Genomic DNA, 19,315 nt, shown 5'->3' on the forward strand with positions numbered 1-19,315 from the left:
GAGGAAGCCCCATGAGCACTAAAACTATCTTCGTCCAACCTGGCGGCGGTTATCACAATGTAGTCGTTGGCAGCAGCGAAGTCAGTGCGCCGGCCCGTGGTGAAATCACTGTAGGTTTACGCGCTAATTCATTGAATTATCATGATTACGCAGTTGTAAGCGGTATGTGGGGACCCAGCGAAAAGCGTATCCCCATGGCCGATGGCGCAGGTGAAGTGATTGCCGTAGGCGCAGATGTCAGCGAGTTCAAAGTTGGCGATTCGGTGGTCAGCACCTTCTTCCCGGAATGGATCGACGGCACGCCGCTGGTTGAAGGTTTCGTCACCGTACCCGGCGATGGCATCGACGGTTATGCCCGCGAGCAAGTGACCGCCAAAGCCACATCGTTCACGCTGGCACCCACCGGCTGGAGCCACGCAGAGGCGGCGACCCTGACCACGGCAGGCCTGACAGCGTGGCGCGCGCTGATGGCCGATGACTCCCTCAAGCCAGGTGACACGGTACTGATACAAGGCACAGGTGGCGTTTCGATTTTTGCCCTGCAATTCGCCAAAATGGCCGGTGCCACGGTGATCGCGACCTCCTCCAGCGACGAGAAACTGGAACGCCTCAAGGCCATGGGCGCAGACCATGTCATCAACTACCGCAAAGACCCGCTCTGGGGCGAAACGGCCCTGGGTCTCACCGACGGCCGTGGTGTTGATCACATCATTGAAGTCGGCGGCCCGGCGACCCTGGAACAGTCAATGATTGCCATTCGGGTCGGCGGGCATATCTCGATCATTGGCATCCTCAGCGGTGTCAGCGGCGCGATGAACTTTGTGCCGATGCTGATCAAGCAAGTACGCCTGCAAGGTGTATTGGTAGGCAGTCGCAGCCAGCAGCAGGATATGGTTCGCGCAATCAATGCCAACGGTATGCGCCCGGTTATTGATCGTCATTTCCCCCTGACCGACATGGTTGAGGCGTTCAAATACCAGGAAACCAACCAGCATTTCGGCAAGATCATTCTGGATATTTAACCGTTTCATCACCGGTGGCGCATTGACAGTGCGTCATCGGCTTCTCTAGATTCAGGCTTTTGCCTAAAGAGCCGAGCCTGATGAGCCTTGAATCCGTACGCGCATTTTTTCACGCCAACGCCCCCGACCTGCACATCATCGAATTGGCCACGAGCACGGCCACCGTCGCACTGGCCGCCGAGGCCCACGGTGTTGAGCCCGGTCAAATTGCCAAAACACTGGCCTTTCGGGTCGGCGAACGCAATGTATTGCTGGTGGCCAGGGGCGATGCCCGCATCGACAATAAAAAAATAAAGGACGCATTGGGCAGCAAAGCCAAAATGCTGGATGCCGAAACGGTCGTGGCACTCACCAGTCACCCCGTGGGTGGCGTCTGCCCTTTTGGTCTGGCCACTGAGCTACCTGTTTACTGTGACATTTCCCTGCAAAGTTTTACCGAAGTCATGCCCGCAGCAGGGGCCACTCACACCGCCGTCAAAATCTGCCCAACGCGCATGGCTGAACTGGTCAACGCGCAATGGGTCGATGTCTGCCAGCCCCTTCCCGCCGCCTGAAACGCAGGTGCGATGCTCTAGCGCGGGCCTTTCAGCGCGGCTAATTGTTCGACAATGTAGAAAATACAGTTGCGATCGATTATCATCCGCCGTTCGCGCAGCACCCTCCAACTCCATATCAAGATAAATAAAACGTCGCAGGGTGCTGTTTTTAAGGGAATAACCTGAGGCGCTCATGCACCGCTTTACTTTCAGCAAATCATTGATTTGCGCAACATTGGGGATCATCAGCCTGCCGTCTTTTGCGGCATTGCAACCAGAGTCAGAGGCAGCCTTGGCGGGTGAAACGCAGAGAACCTGCCATTTCAACAAAGACACCAGCACCGATTGCACCACGACCTACCGTTACACCATCCTCACCAACAACGGTAGGGAGATGCTGTCTCGCATCGACTTCAGCTTCCCAGAAACGGATCAACTGGAGATCATCGACGCTCAATCGACACAACCCGGCGCCAAGCCGGTGGCACTGGCCCAATCGCAAATTGACACGCGCATGGCGCCTAACCCGGATAAAGGTTTCTTGCGGGCCAGTCAGACCTCGATTGCATTCCCGAACCTGCGCATCGGCACCCGGCTCACTTACACCGTACGCGAGCATACGATGGCAAAACCCCTGATGGAGCACTTCCATTACCTCATGACGTTCGGCCCGTCCCCTGCCCGCTCGGACGCTTTCAAAACGACGTTTACCGCTGAGCAGCCGATTGTGTGGCGCAGCGAACTGATGGAAAACTTCACATTCACCCCGTCAGCCGACAACAAGACCCTGGTGATCGAGCAGAAAAAGCCGCTCTTCGTGAACTACATCAATGAAGCCGGAAACGCCTACATCCGCCAGATACCACGGGTTGAAATCGGCAGTTCCAGCCAGGTGCAGGATCACTTTGGCAGCCTCGCCAAACGCTACAACGACATTGTGTCAGCCAGGCTGCCGGCGAGCGCCGCCAAAACCGTGTCAGGGCTCAAGAATTTGCCGCCTGCCCAGCAAGTATCCGGGTTGATGCAGTACATTCATGATCAGTACCGCTACATGGGCGACTGGCGGGCCACTGATCGCGGTTATGTGCCGTTCACCCTGAGTGAAATCGAAGACCGCGGCTACGGCGACTGCAAGGACCTGTCTGTTCTGCTGACGGCCATGTTGAAGGCCAGCGGCATCAATGCCCACACCTCCTGGGTCAGCCGGGGCACCAACCCGATGGGCCTGTTATTGCCGGGTACCAGCGCTGCAAATCACGCAATCGTTCGGGCCGAAGTCGATGGTCAGGTCTGGTGGCTTGATCCGACCAACCCTGTGTTCTTGCCGGGCCGCAGCATGCCAGACATCCAGAATCGCTGGGCGTTGGTCATCGGGGCCGATGGCAAGGTGAGTGAGGATCACATCCCTGAAGAGCAACCGAGCCTGAGCATGGAGGTGAAGAAGTACGAACACTTCAATCGTGAGGGCCAGGCACGCACAACCGCTGAAATCGCAATGGGCCAGATGACGCTGATGCAACTCAGTTACGCCGACACTGATTCGGGGGTTTCCGCCACCGATTTGAACCTGTGCAATCACTTCGGCAAGGAAATCAGCGACTGCAAGATCACCCGTGAGAACACCGGCTTTGTGGTACCTGAGCGTTACAGGGTCCACGCCACGCTGACGAACCTGCGCTCACTGGAAAACCTGTCCGGGCAGCACATCTACAAGCCAGCCTTCATGAGCGATCGCTGGGATACCCTGATGAACTATCGCCGCACCGGGCAACTGGCTGATTTGTATATGGCGGATCCGGAGAAAATGACCTACGACATCACGTTGTCGGGCGCCAGGGTCGGCAAGGACATCAAAACCTGCAAGGTAAACTCACCGTGGTTTGACATGGAGCTGAGTGGAAAACGCAGCAAGAATGAATACCGCTACCTGTACTCCGTCACGCAAAAACACAGCTGGTTGAGTCATGACGAGATCATGAGCGCGCCGTTCGAAGCCATGCTCCAGCAGGCCCGTGACTGCAACGAAAACATGCAACAAGTGGTGCAACTCAACGCGAAGGCCTGATAGCTGTCAGCGCTCCATAAATCAGCCTGACCCCATTGCGGGGTCAGGCTTTTTTTGGCGGGTGTTACGCGATGGCGGTGTCTACCAGCACTTGAGCTTCCTCAACCAGACGGCTCAGATGCTCGTCGCCGATAAAGCTTTCGGCGTAGATTTTGTAGATGTCTTCAGTGCCCGAGGGGCGAGCAGCGAACCAGCCGTTTTCGGTCATTACCTTCAGTCCGCCGATTGCCTGATTGTTGCCCGGGGCATGGCTGAGAATTTGAGTAATGGCTTCGCCGGCCAGGCTTGTCGACTTGACTTGCTCGGGGGACAACTTGCCCAGCAGCGCTTTTTGCTGAGGGGTTGCCTTGGCATCGACACGGGTCGAGAACGGAAGGCCGAGGTCTTCGGTCATTTTCTGGTACAGCTGGGACGGATCGCGACCCGTTCGAGCGGTCATTTCTGCGGCCAGTAGCGATGGGATCAGACCGTCCTTGTCAGTCGACCAGACGCTGCCGTCCAGTCGCAGGAACGAGGCACCGGCACTTTCTTCGCCGCCAAAACCCAGCGACCCTTCGAACAGGCCATCGGCAAACCACTTGAAGCCCACCGGGACTTCGTACAAACGACGATCCAGGCGTGCAGCCACGCGGTCAATCAGGCCACTGCTGACCACGGTCTTGCCAACCGCGGCATCAGAACGCCATTGCGGGCGGTTCTGGAACAGATAGTCGATGGACACCGCAAGGTAGTTGTTGGGCGCCAACAGGCCGCCTGATGGCGTAACAATTCCGTGGCGGTCGTGATCCGGGTCACAGGCGAAAGCCACATCGAAACGCTCTTTAAGCCCGATCAGCCCCTGCATGGCATAGCTGGAAGACGGGTCCATGCGGATCCGGCCATCCCAGTCGACGCACATGAAGCGGAAGGTCGGATCGACTGTGGTGTTCACTACTTCCAGGTTCAGGCCGTAGTGTTCGCCGATCGCGGACCAGTAATGGACACCGGCGCCACCCAATGGGTCAACGCCCAGGCGCAAGTTGGCGCCGCGCAGGATGTCCATGTCGATCACATTTTTCAGATCGGCCACATAGGTGTTCAGGTAATCATGACGGTGGGTGGTGCTGGCGTTGAGGGCCTGCTCGTAGCTGACGCGCTTGACCCCGGCCAACTTGGCCGCGAGCAGTTCGTTGGCCTTGGCTTCGATCCATTTGGTGACATCGGTATCGGCCGGGCCACCGTTAGGCGGGTTGTACTTGAAACCACCGCTTTCAGGCGGGTTGTGCGAAGGCGTAATCACCACACCATCTGCCAGCCCGGTGGAGCGGCCGCGGTTGTAACAGATAATGGCGTGAGAGATGGCCGGCGTCGGCGTGTACTCATCGTCAGCGGCGATCATGGTTTCGACGCCATTGGCGGCAAACACTTCGAGGGCACTGGCGCCTGCGGGGGTCGACAGCGCGTGAGTGTCGATGCCGACAAACAACGGACCATTAATGCCCTTCATCTGACGGTAGAGGCAAATGGCCTGGCTGATGGCCAATACATGCCACTCATTGAAGCTCAGCTCGAACGAGCTGCCGCGGTGACCGGATGTACCAAAGGCGACACGCTGGGTGGCGATCGCTGCATCGGGTTGACCGGTGTAATAAGCGGTCACCAGTCGCGGAATATCGACCAGCAACTGAGCCGGAGCCGGTTTGCCCGCAAGAGGACTGAGTGTCATGCAAAACCTCGGGAAATTAATGATTCGGAGGAAAAAAGGCAGTTTACTGGCAGTTCGACATTGGCGCGAAGTAATCTATCCACGCCAAGTGGTCTGTTTTGCACTTTAATGCACTATTCGTTGTCTGAGCTTGATCCAGACACGTTGTTTAACTCTACTGGATGTACATATTCAGCTTTGAATTAAGGAAAGCACCATGAAACCACTGGTGATCAGCGCAGCCGTTTTAATCTCCCTGAGTACGCTGTGCAGCGTGGCCAACGCCGCCAAACTGGAAGACGTCGCCCCCTACCCTAAAGCCGAAGCGGGTTTTACCCGCCAGGTCATTAATCTGCCAAAGCAGAAAAATGAAGACGATTACAAAGTACAAATCATTGCTGGCAAGACATTGCAGGTCGACTGCAACCAGCAACGTCTGGGCGGCAAGCTGGAGGAAAAAACCCTCAAGGGTTGGGGCTACCCGATGTATCGCCTGAACAAGGTGACCGGCCCCATGAGCACAATGATGGCCTGCCCTGAAGGCAAGGCGCATCCCGAGTTTGTCCCGGTGGTCGGTGATGGCTTTATGCTGCGCTACAACAGCAAACTGCCTATCGTGGTCTACGTCCCCATGGATATCGAAGTGCGTTACCGGATCTGGTCAGCATCCAAGCAAATCAAGCAGGCGGTTGCCGAGTAAAACAGAGGTTTTTTGGCGAGGGAGCAGGCTTGCCCGCTCCCACACAATAACAGCCTGGGATTATTGCAACCCAACCCGATACAGCACGCCATCGTCCTCATCGGTCAACACATACAGGTAACCATCCGGACCTTGGCGAACGTCGCGGATTCGGGCCTTGAGATCGCCAAGCAGGCGTTCCTCATGCACCACCTTGCCGTCACTGAGTTGCAGTCGAATCAGGTCTTTATCAGCAAGCGCGCCAATAAACAGGTTGTGCTGCCAGGGCTTGAAACGATCCGAGTCGTAGAAAGCCATGCCACTGATGCCGGGGGATTTCTCCCAGACATGATGCGGCACCACCGTGCCTTCGAGGGTTTTACCCTGAGCTTCGGAGATAGGTTTTGACGAGTAGTCAATGCCGTGGGTTGCCAGCGGCCAGCCGTAGTTCTTGCCACGCTCAATCAGGTTGATCTCGTCACCTCCTTTGGGGCCGTGTTCATGGGTCCACAACGTGCCCGTCCAGGGGTTCAGCGTTGCGCCTTGTTGATTGCGATGGCCGTATGACCAGATTTCCGGTCTCACATTCTTCTGCCCCACAAAAGGGTTATCGCTGGGAATACGCCCGTCAGGGTAAATCCGCGCAATTTTGCCCTGTAGCTTGTCCAGATCCTGTGACGTCGGACGCTGGTTGTTTTCCCCAAGGGCAATAAACAGATAGCCGTCGCGGTCGAATACCAGACGCGAACCAAAGTGATTGCCGGTTGAGAGTTTGGGTTCCTGGCGAAAGATCACTTCAAAGTTGCTCAATCGGGTCAAATCATCCGACAAGCGTCCACGGCCGACGGCGGTTCCCGCTTTGCCGTCTTCACCGCCTTCTGCATAAGACAAATACACCAAACGGTCTTCGGCAAAGCTGGGCGACAACACCACATCTAACAAGCCGCCCTGCCCTTTGGCCCACACCTGCGGCACTCCCGAAATCGGCGCGGACAACTTGCCATCAGGGCTCACGACACGAAGATTGCCAGGCCGTTCGGTGATGAGCATGCCCTGTCTATCAGGCAAAAAAGCCAACGCCCAAGGATGATCAAGCCCCTCTACGACAGGGGTTGCGGTGACTGTTCCAGACTCGGAGGTAAACGTCTTCTGCGCATCGGCATGGGCCATGAACGCAATATTGAGTAGCGAAGTGGCACACAGCGTGGCCAGCAAGGTTTTTCTCAACATTAGCTAATCCTTGTTCTATTAAGGTTTGTCTCTGGGCTGTAATGACGGTGCTGTGGGTTTGACTGTTTTGGGAGGTGTCTGGCTACGTGGATAGCCATTCCCTATTTTGCCGTTATCTATTGAAGGGGTTCGCAGCACGGGTGTTGTCGAGGGGCCAGTTGCGCCAGGCACAGAAGGTCCCGTGCCCTGGCGGCTGTTGGGGTTAATGCGACGGATGGGATTGTTGGCGGGCGGCGTATTGGCGGGCGTGGTGTTTTGAGCCATCAACTCAGCATGGGCCGGGAGCGTTGAGCGGTCCGCTGTGCTCGAAAGCGTTTGAGCCTGCGCCTGAAAGGCAAGCACGCCCCCCATCAATAGAAATAACAGACTGGATCTGACACCTTTCATCACGTCCTCCGCTTTTGCGCGACCTGAAGCTTTGATGGCCATACGCGTAACAGGTTCGGTTTCAAAGTTAACAAAACGTGTCAGGCATCGATTTCAGGGCCAATCTCGATCACCGTGGACTCCCTCGCTTGTGCCAGAAGTGCTTCGCGGCAAACTTGGTAGCAATCCTCGATATGGCCATTACCGACCAGCTTCATCACACCAAAACTGATGGTTGCAGCCACGGCCTGCCCGACAAACGGGACAAAGCGAATCACTGATTTGGTGGCCACTTTTGCACCCATCTTGCGCACCAGTGACATGACCAGGGTTCGACTGATGAATTTACCGATGACTTCACTGCCAATACCGGTGACCGCTACGACGATCAAGCGCTTGGACCGTGAGTCCATCTGCTCGATCTGGTGTGGAGTCAGGCCGAATTTGCTGTTGATCGCCGGCAGCATTTCAACCAGCAGGGCGACATCGGTACCGATATCGAGTCCGGGTATCGGGATTGCAGCCACACCTGCAGAAACTGCCGAGCGCTTGGTGACCATGGACCTGCATTCATCACGAATACGATCAAGCTCGGCTAATGACTTGATTAACATAGGGTTCCCCACAGATATAGATAAACCAGCGTAGTCTACTACGCCCTTCCGACCAGCAAGGCAGGCCTGTCTTTATGTAGAGGGTTTACGGCGCAGGAAATTCACAAAGGCGGGGATGTTTTTGGCCACATTAGTGCCCGACATGCAGAAAAGTAGCCTGTACTCTTGTGAAGTACAGGCCGGGCGCGGGTTACACGTCTTTTTTGACTTTGTCCCACTCAGACTTGAGTTTGGAGACGAAGGAGTCTTTCGGGGTTTCCTTGCAGGCGGTCACGACCAGAGGCGTGATTTTTGCGATACCGTCCACGTCCAGTACCGCATCTTCAACTTTGCCCTTCTTGTTGATGGCTTCACCCAGACCAACCGCGGTCGGCTGGAAGCTTTCATCCACGGCCAGGAAATCCGCGCACGTCCATTGTGCGACGGGCTGTTTGGTTTCGGCCTGTGCCAAGGTTGACAGTGCAGCCAGACCCAAAGCGCCCACTAACAGAATGTGCTTCTTCATATGCAAATATCCCTATTGTCAAAGATTCAATAACATGTGTTGTGCCGCAGAAAACATAGTAGTGGATGTTATGCCTGTCAAAAAAACAGCAGACTGATCGACATGAAAACATCATTTAATACACCGCGCTTTATGGCCCGGGTAAAACACCAGGCGTAGTAATGCCCGCGTCATTTAATCTATAAATCCGCTACTGATGTGAAGCCTCTCGTAACCGCTTCGATTACATCGAAGCGATTACGGTGCCAGCCTATTGAGAAAGAATGACCTTCATGGCCTTCTCTTTTGCCGCGTTCCCGAAAACCTCATAAGCCTGGAGAATGTCGGACAGCGCAAAACGGTGAGTAATCAACTGTCCGGCATCGATTTTTCCGGATTGAACGGTTTTCATCAGCATGGGGGTGGTATTGGTATTGACCAGCCCGGTCGAGATTGTAACGTTCTGGATCCATAGTTTTTCGAGATGCAGTTCAACGCTTTTGCCATGAACCCCCACGTTTGCGATGCTGCCGCCAGGGGCGATAACCGATTGGCACGTATCGAAAGAGGCCGGAATACCCACTGCTTCGATTGCGACATCTACCCCTACACCATGGGTCAGCTCGAAAATGCGCTCCACCGCGTTTTGGGTTGTGATATCGATCACATCCGTCGCGCCAAAGCGCTGTGCAACCTCAAGTCGGTTGGTATCACCATCCACCATGATCAACTGGGCCGGAGAGTAAAACTGCGCCGTCAGCAGTGCCGCCATACCTACCGGCCCCGCACCGACAATCACAACGCTGTCACCCGGTTTGACCTTGCCAGCGAGCACGCCAATTTCGAACCCGGTTGGCAAAATATCGCTGAGCATCACCAGCGCTTCTTCGTCCGCCCCCTTAGGCACCGGATAAAGGCTGTTGTCAGCATGGGGGATGCGCACATATTCAGCCTGGGTTCCGTCAATCGTGTGACCCAGAATCCAGCCTCCATCGGCGCAATGGGAATACATCTGACGACGACAATTTGCACAACTGCCACATGAGGTGATGCAGGAAATCAGGACATGATCACCCGGCTTGAAATTGCGTATGGCGGGACCTACCGCTTCAACTACACCCACTCCTTCATGACCCAGAACAGTGCCATGGGTCACTTCAGGCACATCGCCCTTGAGGATGTGCAAGTCAGTTCCGCAGATGGTGGTGTGAAGTATTCGCACAATGGCGTCGGTCGGTTTATCGATGACCGGTTGAGGAATGTCAGCCCAGGCTTTTTTGCCAGGCCCCAGATAAGTGAGCGCTTTCATGATGGCCTTCCTTTACCTGATCAAAAATCATCAGCAACGGCCACTCAGGTGCACCCTGCGTGGCCGCCCCTAAAACACTGAACCAGTTAAGCAGCCTTTTTCCATCGCGCCCTTGCCGCAGGTCACATAAAGCTTTTTTGGACTAACGGTGCGGGTGAACCGTGAGCGACACCAACCTCATGACAATCGGCCGCACCACGAGAATGCACAGGAAAGCGACAGGCATTGCCAGTTGATAAGCATGCAGCACATTGCTTAGGTAATCGCTCTCAATACCCGAATTCGCAGCGGTAATCACCAACGACATCAGGAAGGCCATGATCGTCGACATGTAAAAAGCGAAAACGTAAGGCGTAGCGCGAGCAGTGAGCTTTAAGCGTTTAAAAATCGGGGGATTAGCAGAGACTTTTGATGTCATAAGGAACCTTGTCCGGCTTCATTTTCAGGAGTCATGCACCTTAACAAGTTCAAAAACAGGCAACTAGACGCCAGTCCACAGTTACTTTATAAATAAAAACTTACGAATAGCTTGAGTGGGATTACCCTACGTGAATCTGTTAGCCGCAATTACCAGTTTTATCAAAGTGGTGGAAACAGGCTCCATCGTGGGTGCAGCCAAACATCTGGGACTCAGTGCAGCCGCTGTTAGCCAGACCATCAATCGCCTTGAAGAACATCTGGGCGCACGCCTGCTGCAACGCACCACGCGCAGCATGGCGCTCACCGAGCACGGCACGATTTATTACGAAAGAGTTCGACATATCGCGTCTGACCTTGAGTCGGCACACATGGCCATCAGCACTGGAGAAACTGAACTTCAAGGGCGGCTTTGCATTGCGTCGACCTCCGCGTTCGGGCGGCATGTGCTGGCCCCGCTAATCGCAGGTTTTGCCAACCGTTACCCGCGTTTGACCCTTGAACTGTGCACCACCGACGGCAAGATCAATCATATCCAGGACGGTATCGACCTGAGCCTGCGGATCAAGCCGCAACTGGAGGAAGGCATCGTCGCGCGCAAGATCGCTTCAATCCCTTTTATTATCTGCGCCTCCCCCGCCTATCTGGCCCGAGCCGGTTCCCCGCGCACCCCGGAAGAGCTCCAGAAGCATGCCTGTCTGGCCTTTCGCTACCCGCTGGACGGACGTTTTCTACGCTGGGGGTTTATCCGGGAGGGCCAACACTATTACGCGGCGTTGAACTTCACCGCGATCAGCGATGATATCGATGCACTCACCCAAATGGCGATCCACGGCGCCGGGATCGCGCGCCTTGCCGAGTTCGTAGCGGCTCCCTTTATTGAGTCAGGCCGACTGATGACGCTGCTGGAAAGCAGCCACGAATCGACGGAGTCCTACGCTGAACCACTGGATATCTATGCGTGTGTCCAGAATCGCGCAGCCATGACACCAAAAGTCAAAGCGTTTATTGGCTATTTGACAGAGCATTTGGAACAACGCTGGATTAAAGACAATATGATGACAGAGCCACTCACCGGCTCTTTAACGCACTAAATAAGTGCAACGCTAATTTGGACTATGTTTATATCTTAATCCCCTAAAAACAAACCACAAAAGTTGCACTTTGGTTATCTGTCGGCTACGCATTTAAAAAATTCGCACAGCATCGTTATATTTTTTATTGTACTGTTACACTCCGTTTCAAATGCCATTCAAGGAAGATGCATATGAGCGCCACAACTAAACGTGGATGGAAATGGGCCTACCGCAAGCTGCGCGATCTGCACTGCGAGCGCCCTTCTGCTTTTTACAGGGCAACCCTGTATTTTCTCCGAGGCGACACCGGCACTTTTGTCTGTGATGTCACACACAAGAAAATCCGTATTAGCCGCTGACGCTGTCCAGCACCACTATTTGGCCCAAGCGTGCCTGTCAGCATTTAAAAGTGCTGGCGCCCAATCCGCTGCAGAGCCCGTCACGCCGTCAAGCAGTTTGAGAGACTGTGGTCGCCTTATCAGAAAGTGCGTGAATGTTATCTATCCTCTTCAACCCATGAGTTCATCAAGGTTCAGCCGTAGATTGCACTCAAGTCCTGTGACCACGCGAGCAAGCCAGTACAATTGCCTGCATCCATTTGAACCCCTGGCCTGACAACGGGGGATGAAATCACCTAGTGGCTGTTGGATCGATGAGCCATGCCAGGCGGCGAGGCTCATCGATCAGGCACCGAAGAAGTCTTGAGAATGCCAAAGAAGAAACAACCCGCCGAGAACCCGGCTGTCACGGCAGCAGACATAGAACGGTCAATTCAGGCCCTGAACAAAATGGCTGAGCGCCTTTGGGGGGAGGATCGAGTGGCGGAAGCAAAAGCCCTGATCGATGCCCTGGATGCTCTAAACCGTGCACTGGACAGGATCAGGATTGGCGAAAGTCGCCGGGCGGTCACTCTCCACTGAATGTGTGCTCGCTCCCACCCTGTACTCCTTAGACCTTTCAGAGGGAGCAGGCACCCGCACCATGCTTTTCCAGGTACCGCTGCTGGTCTTCATCCGCCCGTTGAAACTCACCCAGTGGAAGAATGACCGTGGCCACCGATTTCCCCAAGCGGCCGCTGGCTTCCAGTTGCTGGATACCGGCCAGGGCTAGCCGGCCTTGTTGATCGGAGTTGATAAACAAGGCCGAACGGTACTTCACCCCGACATCCGCCCCCTGGCGATCGATTGATGTCGGATCATGCAGCGTCCAGAAATGCTCGATCAGGCGACTGTAGGAAATCACCCGCGCATCAAAGTCGACTTGCACCACTTCAATCAGCGCCGACTCATCTTTCGACGACCGGGCAAAACCGACGCGACTGTCGAGCACACCCGGCAACACTCTGAACCCGGCTTCAGCCCCCCAAAAACAGCCCGCGCCGAAAGTAGCCTGCTCAACATTCACGTCTTCTCGAAAATCAGTCATGGGCTGACCACCTCTTTTTGTGGCAGCAGATGCGTGTGCAACTGCGCGATATGTTCAGGTCCGATGCCACAGCACCCTCCAACAATACTGGCACCTGCCGCTACCCAGGACCTTGACCAGTGCAGGTATGACTCAGGCCCCAGATCGCTGCGAATCTCCAGCAACGTGCTGTTTGCTTTTGCCTGGGTGTTTACGGGAGGGAATGCGTTGGCGTACACCCCAAGCTCAATGGTTTGATCAACGCTACGAATTACGTCTCGTGCGCTGCTGAGTGCCGCAGCCATGACTTCGGGCTGGCTGCAATTGAAGAGCACCGCTCTCGCCCCCAGCTCGATCGCTACGCGCACAGCATCGACCACCGTCTCTGAAGAGCGCAGTCGTGGCGGCTCATCAGCTTCATCAAGCAGGGTAAACGACACCCAGAGTGGCTTGGGCTCAACGCCGAGCGCCTCCACCACCGCCCGTACCTCCGCGATAGAGCTCTGGGTTTCCGCCAACCAGACATCGACATGAGCCCGCAGTCCGGCGATCAACTCGCGATGAATAGCGACCGAGCGTTGATGATCAAACAGATCCGGTCGATAAGACCCCAGTGCTGGCGGTAGAGAGCCGGCCACCGTGACCGGCTCGATGCTGCCGGATGCCGCCTGGCGAGCCAGGTTTGCGGCCCGTTCGGCCAGCGCTCGCCCATCCCTGGCAAAGCGCTCATCACCAATATGAAAGGGCACCACCGCGTAGCTGTTGGTGGTGATGATTCGTGCACCAGCCTCAATGAACGCTTGATGGGCCTGGAGCACAAACTCTGGGGCCTCGATCAGCGCAAGCGCTGACCATTCAGGCTGGCGAAACGGCGCTCCGATCCGCTGCAGCTCTCGACCCATGCCGCCGTCGAGCAAACGCAAGGACGCCTGGCTCATTGGATTGCACTCACTTTCGGCGCCGCTGCAGCGAGCCATTGATCAACGATGGCACTGTTCGCCTGGACCCACTCCTTGGCCGCGACATCAGCTGGCAGCTTTTCCTTTTCGATCTTCAGGATCAGATCATTGAGTTGCGCAGGCTCGATAGCGACATTGCGCAGGAACTCGGCAATTTTCGGTGCGCGCTTTTGCAAGGCAGTGGACGCCAGGACATGCACCTTGGCATCCGGGAAGGCGCAGGTGATCTGACTCTTGTTCAACCAGTCCGGATCAACGGTGGGGCTGATGAATTTCCAGCAGCCATCGGCCTTGTACAGCGGGTCTTCTTTTTTGTTGTCCTGGGCATAGCCGTCAAAGGCGGGCTCTTCCAGGCGACGCAGGTCAAACGCCGAGAAGATCCAGTCCGGCGTGTAGGCATAAAACACCACGCCACGCTGCCCCTTGTAAGCTGAAGCCAGTTTGGCGTAGGTCACCGACGCCTCTGTCGATACCGACTCGAACTTATCGGCAAACCCGTAATCCTTGGCCTTGATCTGGCCAATATACGTCGACTCCCATCCGGCAGGTCCCACCAGCAGTTCAGCCTTGCCGCCGCCCAGTGGCTCGAAGAGCTTGGCCACTTCCGGTTTTTTCAAGTCATAGATGGATTTGACCCCGTACTTGTCTTGCACATAACCGGGGATATAAAAGCCCTGTTCCCCGGCATACGGATGAGTGTTCGCCACCAATGAACGGGTACCTCCCGTGACGTATTTCGCCCAGGCTGCCGACTGGTTCGGCAGCCAGATATCCGTCAGTACGTCCACTGAGCCATCGCCTTTCGCCGCGGCACTGAACAGCACCGGTACATCCCCCGCAAGATACGAAACATCCCCATCAAGACGGGTTTTGATCACTTCCCCGAGGATGTGCTGAATAGCGATGGCTCCCGTCCAGTTTTGCTCGCCAATCACTATTTTGTCCTTCGCCAGGACGGTTGCCGGAAGAATCAGGGCGCTCAGCAGTGCAGCAGCGCCCATAGTGCGCAATACGTGTGTCTTCACAATAAGTCTCACCGTTTAGTTGTGCAGATGATCTTGCTTGCGCAAGCTCGATTGAATGATTCGATCAGGGATCAGCGCACACAGAACGATCGCCACCCCAGCCAGCACGCCCTCGCCGCCCTTGATATTGCGCAACGCCGTCATGACGTCATAACCCAGGCCGCCAGCACCAATCAGTGCCGCCACCACGACCATCGACAAACTCATGACGATGGTTTGATTGATGCCCAGCAGCAGCGATCGTCGAGCCAGAGGCAGTTGCACTTTGATCAAGGTTTGCCACGGGCTGGCACCATGTGCGACCGCCGCTTCGACGGCATCCTTGGGAACCTGCTGAATACCCAGCGATGTCAGGCGAATCATCGGCGCCAGGGCGAATATCACCGTTGCGATCACGGCGGGGGTCTTGCCGACAGAAAAGAACGCGACGGCAGGGATCAGGTACACAAACGTTGGCAGGGTTTGCATGACATCCAGCAAAGGCGTGATCACCTTCCTTACGAGCGGCCGCCTGGCAAGCAGGATGCCGGCAGGCACGCCAATGACCAGGGCAATCAATACTGACGAGCCGACCAGCGCCAGCGTGGCGATGGTTCGCTCCCAAAAGCCGAACAGACCGATGTACAACAACGCCGCGCCACTGGTCAGCGCCAACGCCAGGCCCGCCGAACGCCACGCCAACAGCACCAGTGCCAGGGCCGAAACGGGCCACGGCAACCAGCCCAACACGCTTTCGATGCCTTCGATGACGCTCCTGACAGCAACGATCACACCCACGAATGCTGTCTCGAACGTCACTTGGGACCAACTGATAAAATCATCAATGCTCTGCGCCGTCAGTAACAGCGCCTGGCGATTGCTGGGGAACTGCAGCAACACATTGGTCGTGTCAGGGGTGAGGACCCGCCAGATCACCAATGCCTGACTGACCAGTAACACGGCCAAAGGCAGCGCCCAACCCGATGCGTTGCTGCGCACAGGATGGCGACTCAAGGATAAGGCGGTATAACGACTGGCCGCTAACACCGCTACGGCCACCAGAATCGCCAGCCAAGAGGCACTGGCTATGCCTTGCCCGACTAGAGCCAAGGCGCCGAGCTCTGCAACGAACGTGAGCCAGAAAGCACCGCCCTTGCCCTGCGCGGCCAAGGCGGCGGGGCCCAGCAACAGTGCTTGCCAGCCGCTTAAGCCAGCGCTGGATGCTTGTTCACGACGCGTGTTTTCAGGGGCGCTGTCGATGCTCTGCAGCACTGACGGGGTTGGGGTGCAGTCCCGAAAAAAATCCGCGACTTCAGCGTCCACCGGATGCTCCAGCAACTCTTCGGGTGTACCCAGTTGCACCAGCCGCCCACGGCGCAGCACTGCAATGCGGTCAGAAAGACGTATGGCTTCGGCTGGGTCGTGGGTGACCAGCAATGTACTGATACCGCGTTCACGCACCAGCGCGAGAAAGTGACGTTGCAGATCCCGTCGGATGGTTGGATCAAGTGCGCTGAATGGCTCGTCCATCAGCAAGATGTCGGGCTCGGTCACCAATGCCCGTGCCAGGCCAACACGTTGCTGCATGCCTCCGGAAAGCTCATGGGGATAATGATCGCCCCACCCTTCCAGGCCGACCGCCTGCAACTGCAGGCTTGCCGCCGCATGACGAATCGGCTCGGGCTCCCCGCGCAACTCGAGGGGCAGTGCAACGTTGTCCAGCACCGTGCGATGAGGCAGCAGGCCAAAATGTTGAAACACCATGCCGATGCGCCGGGATCTTAAATCGCGCAAGGCCCCAGGGCTCAAGCCACTGATGGCCCGGCCTTCGATCAGGACTTCGCCACTGGTGGGCTCGATCAAGCGATTGATGTGGCGCAGCAGCGTGGACTTTCCGCTGCCGGATGTTCCCATCAGGCACAGCACCTCTCCACGACGAACCTTCAAGCTGACTTCGCTGACGGCAGGCAACGCAGAAGCGTTTTTGCGCTGATACGTTTTGGTGACGTTTCGTAACTCAAGCACTACGTCATCCTCCCTTGCGCGATTGCTGGAGGGATGCGCGAGCAATTGAGATGGCTCGATCCGGGCTGCTGAAAAAGAGGTTTGAGTAAGTGTCACAGTAGCTCCGAGCAAGCGCCCCCTGGAGGCGGACTTGCCGCTCGCTCCAGAGTAGGAAATTTGGCTGCGCCTCAGGCCATGCGCCGAATACGGTACGCCTGATGCAAAAAAAAGCGCCGCGGTTGAGGGCGGCGCCTTGCAGAGGCATAAAGCTAAACGATCTTAAAAACTACAAATAAATACTGTTTTGGAATTAGCTTAGGTCTATATCAGCCCTTCCGACGGCTTGGGTTCAGGCGTAGGTAAACCAGCGGAGCGGGCGGCGCAGCCATATGCCAAGCGGTTGCGGTTATAAACGCACCCTGATCAGGTCAAACCGCCAGGTATCGCGACTGAATAATGGGCCAGCAGCCCCTCGCCCATCATCACTCTGCAAAGTGTCTAGAAACTCTCAAGGCTGACTTTGATCCCGGCACGCCCCGCCAACTCAATAATCACGGGTACCCGATCAGCATCAACAATGAAACCGTCGTAATTATCCCCTCCTGAATCCAGGTGAAGATAACGCTTACCTAACCGGGCCAACCACTGATCAAGGTTGCCGAGAACCTCGGGCATGGATGAGGTGCCTTCATGGACATAGACGTAGGGTTCGTTCAAACCACTGGCGTTCACCAAATAGGGCGCCTGATACTCGAAAACGTCATACCCCCTCCAGTCCACGCTAAGCAGAACGAGGGTTTCAAGTTTTTGTCCCTTGGGGTCATTCAAGAACCCCTCTGTGAGAGCGCTGGGTGCGTCATCTCCCATCGCGTATCGACGCATCACACGCCGCACAAGCCTGGCACCTTCCTTTTGTGGAATGAGGGCTACCAGCTCATTAGCAAAAGCCTCAAGTGCTTTTTTCTGGGCGGGATCGTGCCCCTCGGGTCGCAGTTCTTTCATGATTTTTGAAGCGCTGAGGTTGGTTTCCTCGGGTGGAGGCATGGTGAAGCGTCCACCAAACAGCCGATCTAAAAAGCCCATGTCACTCCCTGTTTCACATTGAGGATAACCATCACGTCCACGTCTGGGTGCCGTACCGCGTATGAGCTTACGGGCGCAAGGTGATAATTGTCGATCAACTGCCTTGCTGATAGCTTCCCGACCATTTCAGGCCAAGGTCCAATGGCCAGTTGACATCTGCGCGGCAAACTTCTAAAAAAGGGGTCATTGATTGAAGGCGAACCCCCTGATGTTGCTAATCACCGACCTTTTGCTGCGCAATATCGGCTTAAATGCTGATGCGTCGGGTCGTGCCTGCTTCGCCTCCAAATCCAAGAAACAGTCGCTCATTTGACCGGGGCGCGCTGTCCCGTCAGATGGGCTGACAGGACATGAGCGCTACGGACTTCCTCCCTTGCTTTGTTCCCTTCTGCACTTCTGGCGGTGACTAAATCGGTCAACCCTCAGGAGAAAGTACATGTCATCGTTTCAAGGGATCTGGATTCCACTCGTTACACCTTTCCATAACGGCGCGATCGACTTTGTCGCACTTCGGCGGCTGGTCAGTCATCTGCTGGAAAGTGGAATCGACGGTATTGTGGTCTGTGGTACCACGGGCGAAGCAGCTGCGCTGAGCAAACGTGAGCAGTTGGATGTGCTTGATGCGGTGCTCGAACAGGTACCAGCAGCGCAGGTGGTCATGGGGCTGGCCGGCAATAACCTGGCCGAATTGCTGTGTTTTCAGAGTGAAATCCTCAAGCGCTCCGTGGCAGGTTTACTGGTTCCGCCGCCGTACTACATCCGCCCGTCCCAAGCGGGGCTTGAAGGTTTTTTCAATACCGTCGCCGATGCCTCAAGCGTTCCGATCATTCTCTATGACATCCCCTATCGCACCGGCGTGACCTTCGAACAAACGACCTTGCTCAACATTGTCGAGCATGAGCAGATTGTCGCTATCAAGGATTGCGGCGGCAATCAGGCCAACACACTGGCGCTTCTGGCCAGTAAAAAAGTGGATGTGTTATGCGGCGAAGACAACCAGATATTCAGTGCATTGTGCCTCGGGGCATCTGGCGCAATTGCCGCCTCTGCACACGTCCATCCAGAGCTGTTCGTGGCCCTGTATCAGCAAATTCGCGATAACCAGCTGGCCGAGGGCCGTGCGACGTTTTTTCGATTAGTACCGTTGATTCACAGCCTGTTCATCGAACCCAATCCTGCTCCGGTGAAATCCGCCCTGGCGCTTGCTGGCCTGATCAATGACGAGTTGCGAGCGCCGATGCAACGTAGCAGTGAAGCCATGAAGCTGCGTTTGCAGGGCATAGTGAACGTCCTGAAAAACAGCGACTGTTAGATTGCCAAGGACCCAGGCACAGTCATGGCCGCCCGGCACATGGGCGGTCTTCAGGCCGTTGGAGTGT

The 19,315-nt window shown here is 55.9% G+C and carries 19 protein-coding genes; 8 read left to right on the top strand and 11 right to left on the bottom strand.

Annotated features, from left to right (window positions below):
- The first annotated feature begins 11 nt into the window (after nucleotides 1-11).
- The 3 genes from RGV06_RS02305 (at nucleotide 12) to RGV06_RS02315 (ending at nucleotide 3,623) form a co-directional block, all read left to right on the top strand.
- Nucleotides 12-1,022: a zinc-dependent alcohol dehydrogenase family protein gene (locus RGV06_RS02305; protein WP_046809363.1), complete on the top strand. Its 1,011-nt coding sequence runs from the start codon at nucleotides 12-14 to the stop codon at nucleotides 1,020-1,022.
- Nucleotides 1,023-1,102: 80 nt separating this feature from the next.
- Entirely contained in the window at nucleotides 1,103-1,576 is a 474-nt protein-coding gene (locus RGV06_RS02310) for a YbaK/EbsC family protein (protein WP_019822796.1), read from the top strand.
- Nucleotides 1,577-1,751: 175 nt separating this feature from the next.
- The gene (locus RGV06_RS02315) at nucleotides 1,752-3,623 is read left to right on the top strand and encodes a DUF3857 domain-containing transglutaminase family protein (protein ID WP_019822798.1); all 1,872 of its coding nucleotides are present in this window, start codon (nucleotides 1,752-1,754) and stop codon (nucleotides 3,621-3,623) included.
- A 64-nt stretch (nucleotides 3,624-3,687) separates the two neighbouring features.
- On the opposite strand, the gene pgm is transcribed toward RGV06_RS02315, so the two are convergent.
- A complete protein-coding gene (pgm, locus tag RGV06_RS02320; protein WP_019822800.1) occupies nucleotides 3,688-5,328 on the bottom strand; it encodes a phosphoglucomutase (alpha-D-glucose-1,6-bisphosphate-dependent) in 1,641 nt (546 codons plus the stop codon).
- A gap of 196 nt (nucleotides 5,329-5,524) precedes the next feature.
- Between pgm and eco the strand changes: the two genes are divergently transcribed.
- Nucleotides 5,525-6,007 carry a serine protease inhibitor ecotin gene (gene eco / locus RGV06_RS02325; protein ID WP_322149246.1) on the top strand — a complete coding sequence of 161 codons (483 nt, stop codon included), beginning with the start codon at nucleotides 5,525-5,527 and terminating at the stop codon, nucleotides 6,005-6,007.
- A 60-nt stretch (nucleotides 6,008-6,067) separates the two neighbouring features.
- On the opposite strand, the gene RGV06_RS02330 is transcribed toward eco, so the two are convergent.
- The 5 genes from RGV06_RS02330 to RGV06_RS02350 all read right to left on the bottom strand — a co-directional run bounded on the left by RGV06_RS02330 (nucleotide 6,068) and on the right by RGV06_RS02350 (nucleotide 10,407).
- A complete protein-coding gene (locus RGV06_RS02330) occupies nucleotides 6,068-7,156 on the bottom strand; it encodes a PQQ-dependent sugar dehydrogenase (protein WP_231984402.1) in 1,089 nt (362 codons plus the stop codon).
- A gap of 527 nt (nucleotides 7,157-7,683) precedes the next feature.
- Nucleotides 7,684-8,142: a hypothetical protein gene (locus tag RGV06_RS02335; protein WP_019822805.1), complete on the bottom strand. Its 459-nt coding sequence runs from the start codon at nucleotides 8,140-8,142 to the stop codon at nucleotides 7,684-7,686.
- Nucleotides 8,143-8,386: 244 nt separating this feature from the next.
- Nucleotides 8,387-8,701, bottom strand: a complete 315-nt coding sequence (hdeA, locus tag RGV06_RS02340) for an acid-activated periplasmic chaperone HdeA (RefSeq protein ID WP_019822807.1) — start codon at nucleotides 8,699-8,701, stop codon at nucleotides 8,387-8,389.
- A gap of 250 nt (nucleotides 8,702-8,951) precedes the next feature.
- Entirely contained in the window at nucleotides 8,952-9,989 is a 1,038-nt protein-coding gene (locus RGV06_RS02345) for a zinc-dependent alcohol dehydrogenase family protein (protein WP_019822808.1), read from the bottom strand.
- Nucleotides 9,990-10,131: 142 nt separating this feature from the next.
- Complete coding sequence (locus RGV06_RS02350; protein WP_019822809.1) at nucleotides 10,132-10,407, bottom strand: DUF2798 domain-containing protein; 276 nt, start codon at nucleotides 10,405-10,407, stop codon at nucleotides 10,132-10,134.
- 130 nt (nucleotides 10,408-10,537) lie between these two features.
- On the opposite strand from RGV06_RS02350, the gene RGV06_RS02355 reads away from it, so the two are divergent.
- The 3 genes from RGV06_RS02355 (at nucleotide 10,538) to RGV06_RS02365 (ending at nucleotide 12,402) form a co-directional block, all read left to right on the top strand.
- Nucleotides 10,538-11,500, top strand: coding sequence for a LysR family transcriptional regulator (locus RGV06_RS02355; protein WP_322149247.1), 963 nt, complete (start codon nucleotides 10,538-10,540; stop codon nucleotides 11,498-11,500).
- A gap of 173 nt (nucleotides 11,501-11,673) precedes the next feature.
- On the top strand, nucleotides 11,674-11,841 hold the full coding sequence (locus RGV06_RS02360) for a hypothetical protein (protein WP_162837096.1): 168 nt from the start codon (nucleotides 11,674-11,676) through the stop codon (nucleotides 11,839-11,841).
- 348 nt (nucleotides 11,842-12,189) lie between these two features.
- Nucleotides 12,190-12,402: a hypothetical protein gene (locus RGV06_RS02365; RefSeq protein WP_019822811.1), complete on the top strand. Its 213-nt coding sequence runs from the start codon at nucleotides 12,190-12,192 to the stop codon at nucleotides 12,400-12,402.
- Between the two features lie 37 nt (nucleotides 12,403-12,439).
- On the opposite strand, the gene msrA is transcribed toward RGV06_RS02365, so the two are convergent.
- The 5 genes from msrA to RGV06_RS02390 form a co-directional block, all read right to left on the bottom strand.
- Nucleotides 12,440-12,907, bottom strand: coding sequence for a peptide-methionine (S)-S-oxide reductase MsrA (msrA, locus tag RGV06_RS02370; protein WP_322149253.1), 468 nt, complete (start codon nucleotides 12,905-12,907; stop codon nucleotides 12,440-12,442).
- Nucleotides 12,904-13,824 carry a homocysteine S-methyltransferase family protein gene (locus RGV06_RS02375; RefSeq protein ID WP_322149255.1) on the bottom strand — a complete coding sequence of 307 codons (921 nt, stop codon included), beginning with the start codon at nucleotides 13,822-13,824 and terminating at the stop codon, nucleotides 12,904-12,906. Before RGV06_RS02375 ends, msrA begins: the two co-directional genes overlap by 4 nt.
- Nucleotides 13,821-14,846: a glycine betaine ABC transporter substrate-binding protein gene (locus RGV06_RS02380; protein WP_198822687.1), complete on the bottom strand. Its 1,026-nt coding sequence runs from the start codon at nucleotides 14,844-14,846 to the stop codon at nucleotides 13,821-13,823. The genes RGV06_RS02375 and RGV06_RS02380 overlap by 4 nt, the downstream gene beginning before the upstream one ends.
- A gap of 39 nt (nucleotides 14,847-14,885) precedes the next feature.
- On the bottom strand, nucleotides 14,886-16,874 hold the full coding sequence (locus tag RGV06_RS02385; RefSeq protein WP_322149257.1) for an ATP-binding cassette domain-containing protein: 1,989 nt from the start codon (nucleotides 16,872-16,874) through the stop codon (nucleotides 14,886-14,888).
- A 477-nt stretch (nucleotides 16,875-17,351) separates the two neighbouring features.
- Nucleotides 17,352-17,936, bottom strand: a complete 585-nt coding sequence (locus RGV06_RS02390; protein WP_019822816.1) for a hypothetical protein — start codon at nucleotides 17,934-17,936, stop codon at nucleotides 17,352-17,354.
- 436 nt (nucleotides 17,937-18,372) lie between these two features.
- Here RGV06_RS02390 and dapA point away from each other — a divergent pair, with 436 nt between their 5' ends.
- Nucleotides 18,373-19,248, top strand: a complete 876-nt coding sequence (gene dapA, locus RGV06_RS02395) for a 4-hydroxy-tetrahydrodipicolinate synthase (RefSeq protein ID WP_322149259.1) — start codon at nucleotides 18,373-18,375, stop codon at nucleotides 19,246-19,248.
- Nucleotides 19,249-19,315: the final 67 nt, after the last annotated feature.

It is taken from the genome of Pseudomonas sp. CCI3.1, assembly GCF_034313985.1.
Classification (GTDB): domain Bacteria; phylum Pseudomonadota; class Gammaproteobacteria; order Pseudomonadales; family Pseudomonadaceae; genus Aquipseudomonas; species Aquipseudomonas psychrophila.

What these genes read in the sequence shown, in the direction of transcription:
- RGV06_RS02345 (WP_019822808.1), bottom strand. Translation starts at nt 9,989, where the DNA reads ATGAAAGCGCTCACTTATCTGGGGCCTGGCAAAAAAGCCTGGGCTGAC.
- RGV06_RS02375 (WP_322149255.1), bottom strand. Translation starts at nt 13,824, where the DNA reads ATGAGCCAGGCGTCCTTGCGTTTGCTCGACGGCGGCATGGGTCGAGAG.
- msrA (WP_322149253.1), bottom strand. Translation starts at nt 12,907, where the DNA reads ATGACTGATTTTCGAGAAGACGTGAATGTTGAGCAGGCTACTTTCGGC.
- hdeA (WP_019822807.1), bottom strand. Translation starts at nt 8,701, where the DNA reads ATGAAGAAGCACATTCTGTTAGTGGGCGCTTTGGGTCTGGCTGCACTG.
- RGV06_RS02305 (WP_046809363.1), top strand. Translation starts at nt 12, where the DNA reads ATGAGCACTAAAACTATCTTCGTCCAACCTGGCGGCGGTTATCACAAT.
- RGV06_RS02335 (WP_019822805.1), bottom strand. Translation starts at nt 8,142, where the DNA reads ATGGTCACCAAGCGCTCGGCAGTTTCTGCAGGTGTGGCTGCAATCCCG.
- RGV06_RS02390 (WP_019822816.1), bottom strand. Translation starts at nt 17,936, where the DNA reads ATGGGCTTTTTAGATCGGCTGTTTGGTGGACGCTTCACCATGCCTCCA.
- RGV06_RS02365 (WP_019822811.1), top strand. Translation starts at nt 12,190, where the DNA reads ATGCCAAAGAAGAAACAACCCGCCGAGAACCCGGCTGTCACGGCAGCA.
- RGV06_RS02310 (WP_019822796.1), top strand. Translation starts at nt 1,103, where the DNA reads ATGAGCCTTGAATCCGTACGCGCATTTTTTCACGCCAACGCCCCCGAC.
- RGV06_RS02350 (WP_019822809.1), bottom strand. Translation starts at nt 10,407, where the DNA reads ATGACATCAAAAGTCTCTGCTAATCCCCCGATTTTTAAACGCTTAAAG.
- RGV06_RS02380 (WP_198822687.1), bottom strand. Translation starts at nt 14,846, where the DNA reads ATGGGCGCTGCTGCACTGCTGAGCGCCCTGATTCTTCCGGCAACCGTC.
- pgm (WP_019822800.1), bottom strand. Translation starts at nt 5,328, where the DNA reads ATGACACTCAGTCCTCTTGCGGGCAAACCGGCTCCGGCTCAGTTGCTG.
- eco (WP_322149246.1), top strand. Translation starts at nt 5,525, where the DNA reads ATGAAACCACTGGTGATCAGCGCAGCCGTTTTAATCTCCCTGAGTACG.
- dapA (WP_322149259.1), top strand. Translation starts at nt 18,373, where the DNA reads ATGTCATCGTTTCAAGGGATCTGGATTCCACTCGTTACACCTTTCCAT.
- RGV06_RS02360 (WP_162837096.1), top strand. Translation starts at nt 11,674, where the DNA reads ATGAGCGCCACAACTAAACGTGGATGGAAATGGGCCTACCGCAAGCTG.
- RGV06_RS02330 (WP_231984402.1), bottom strand. Translation starts at nt 7,156, where the DNA reads ATGGCCCATGCCGATGCGCAGAAGACGTTTACCTCCGAGTCTGGAACA.
- RGV06_RS02315 (WP_019822798.1), top strand. Translation starts at nt 1,752, where the DNA reads ATGCACCGCTTTACTTTCAGCAAATCATTGATTTGCGCAACATTGGGG.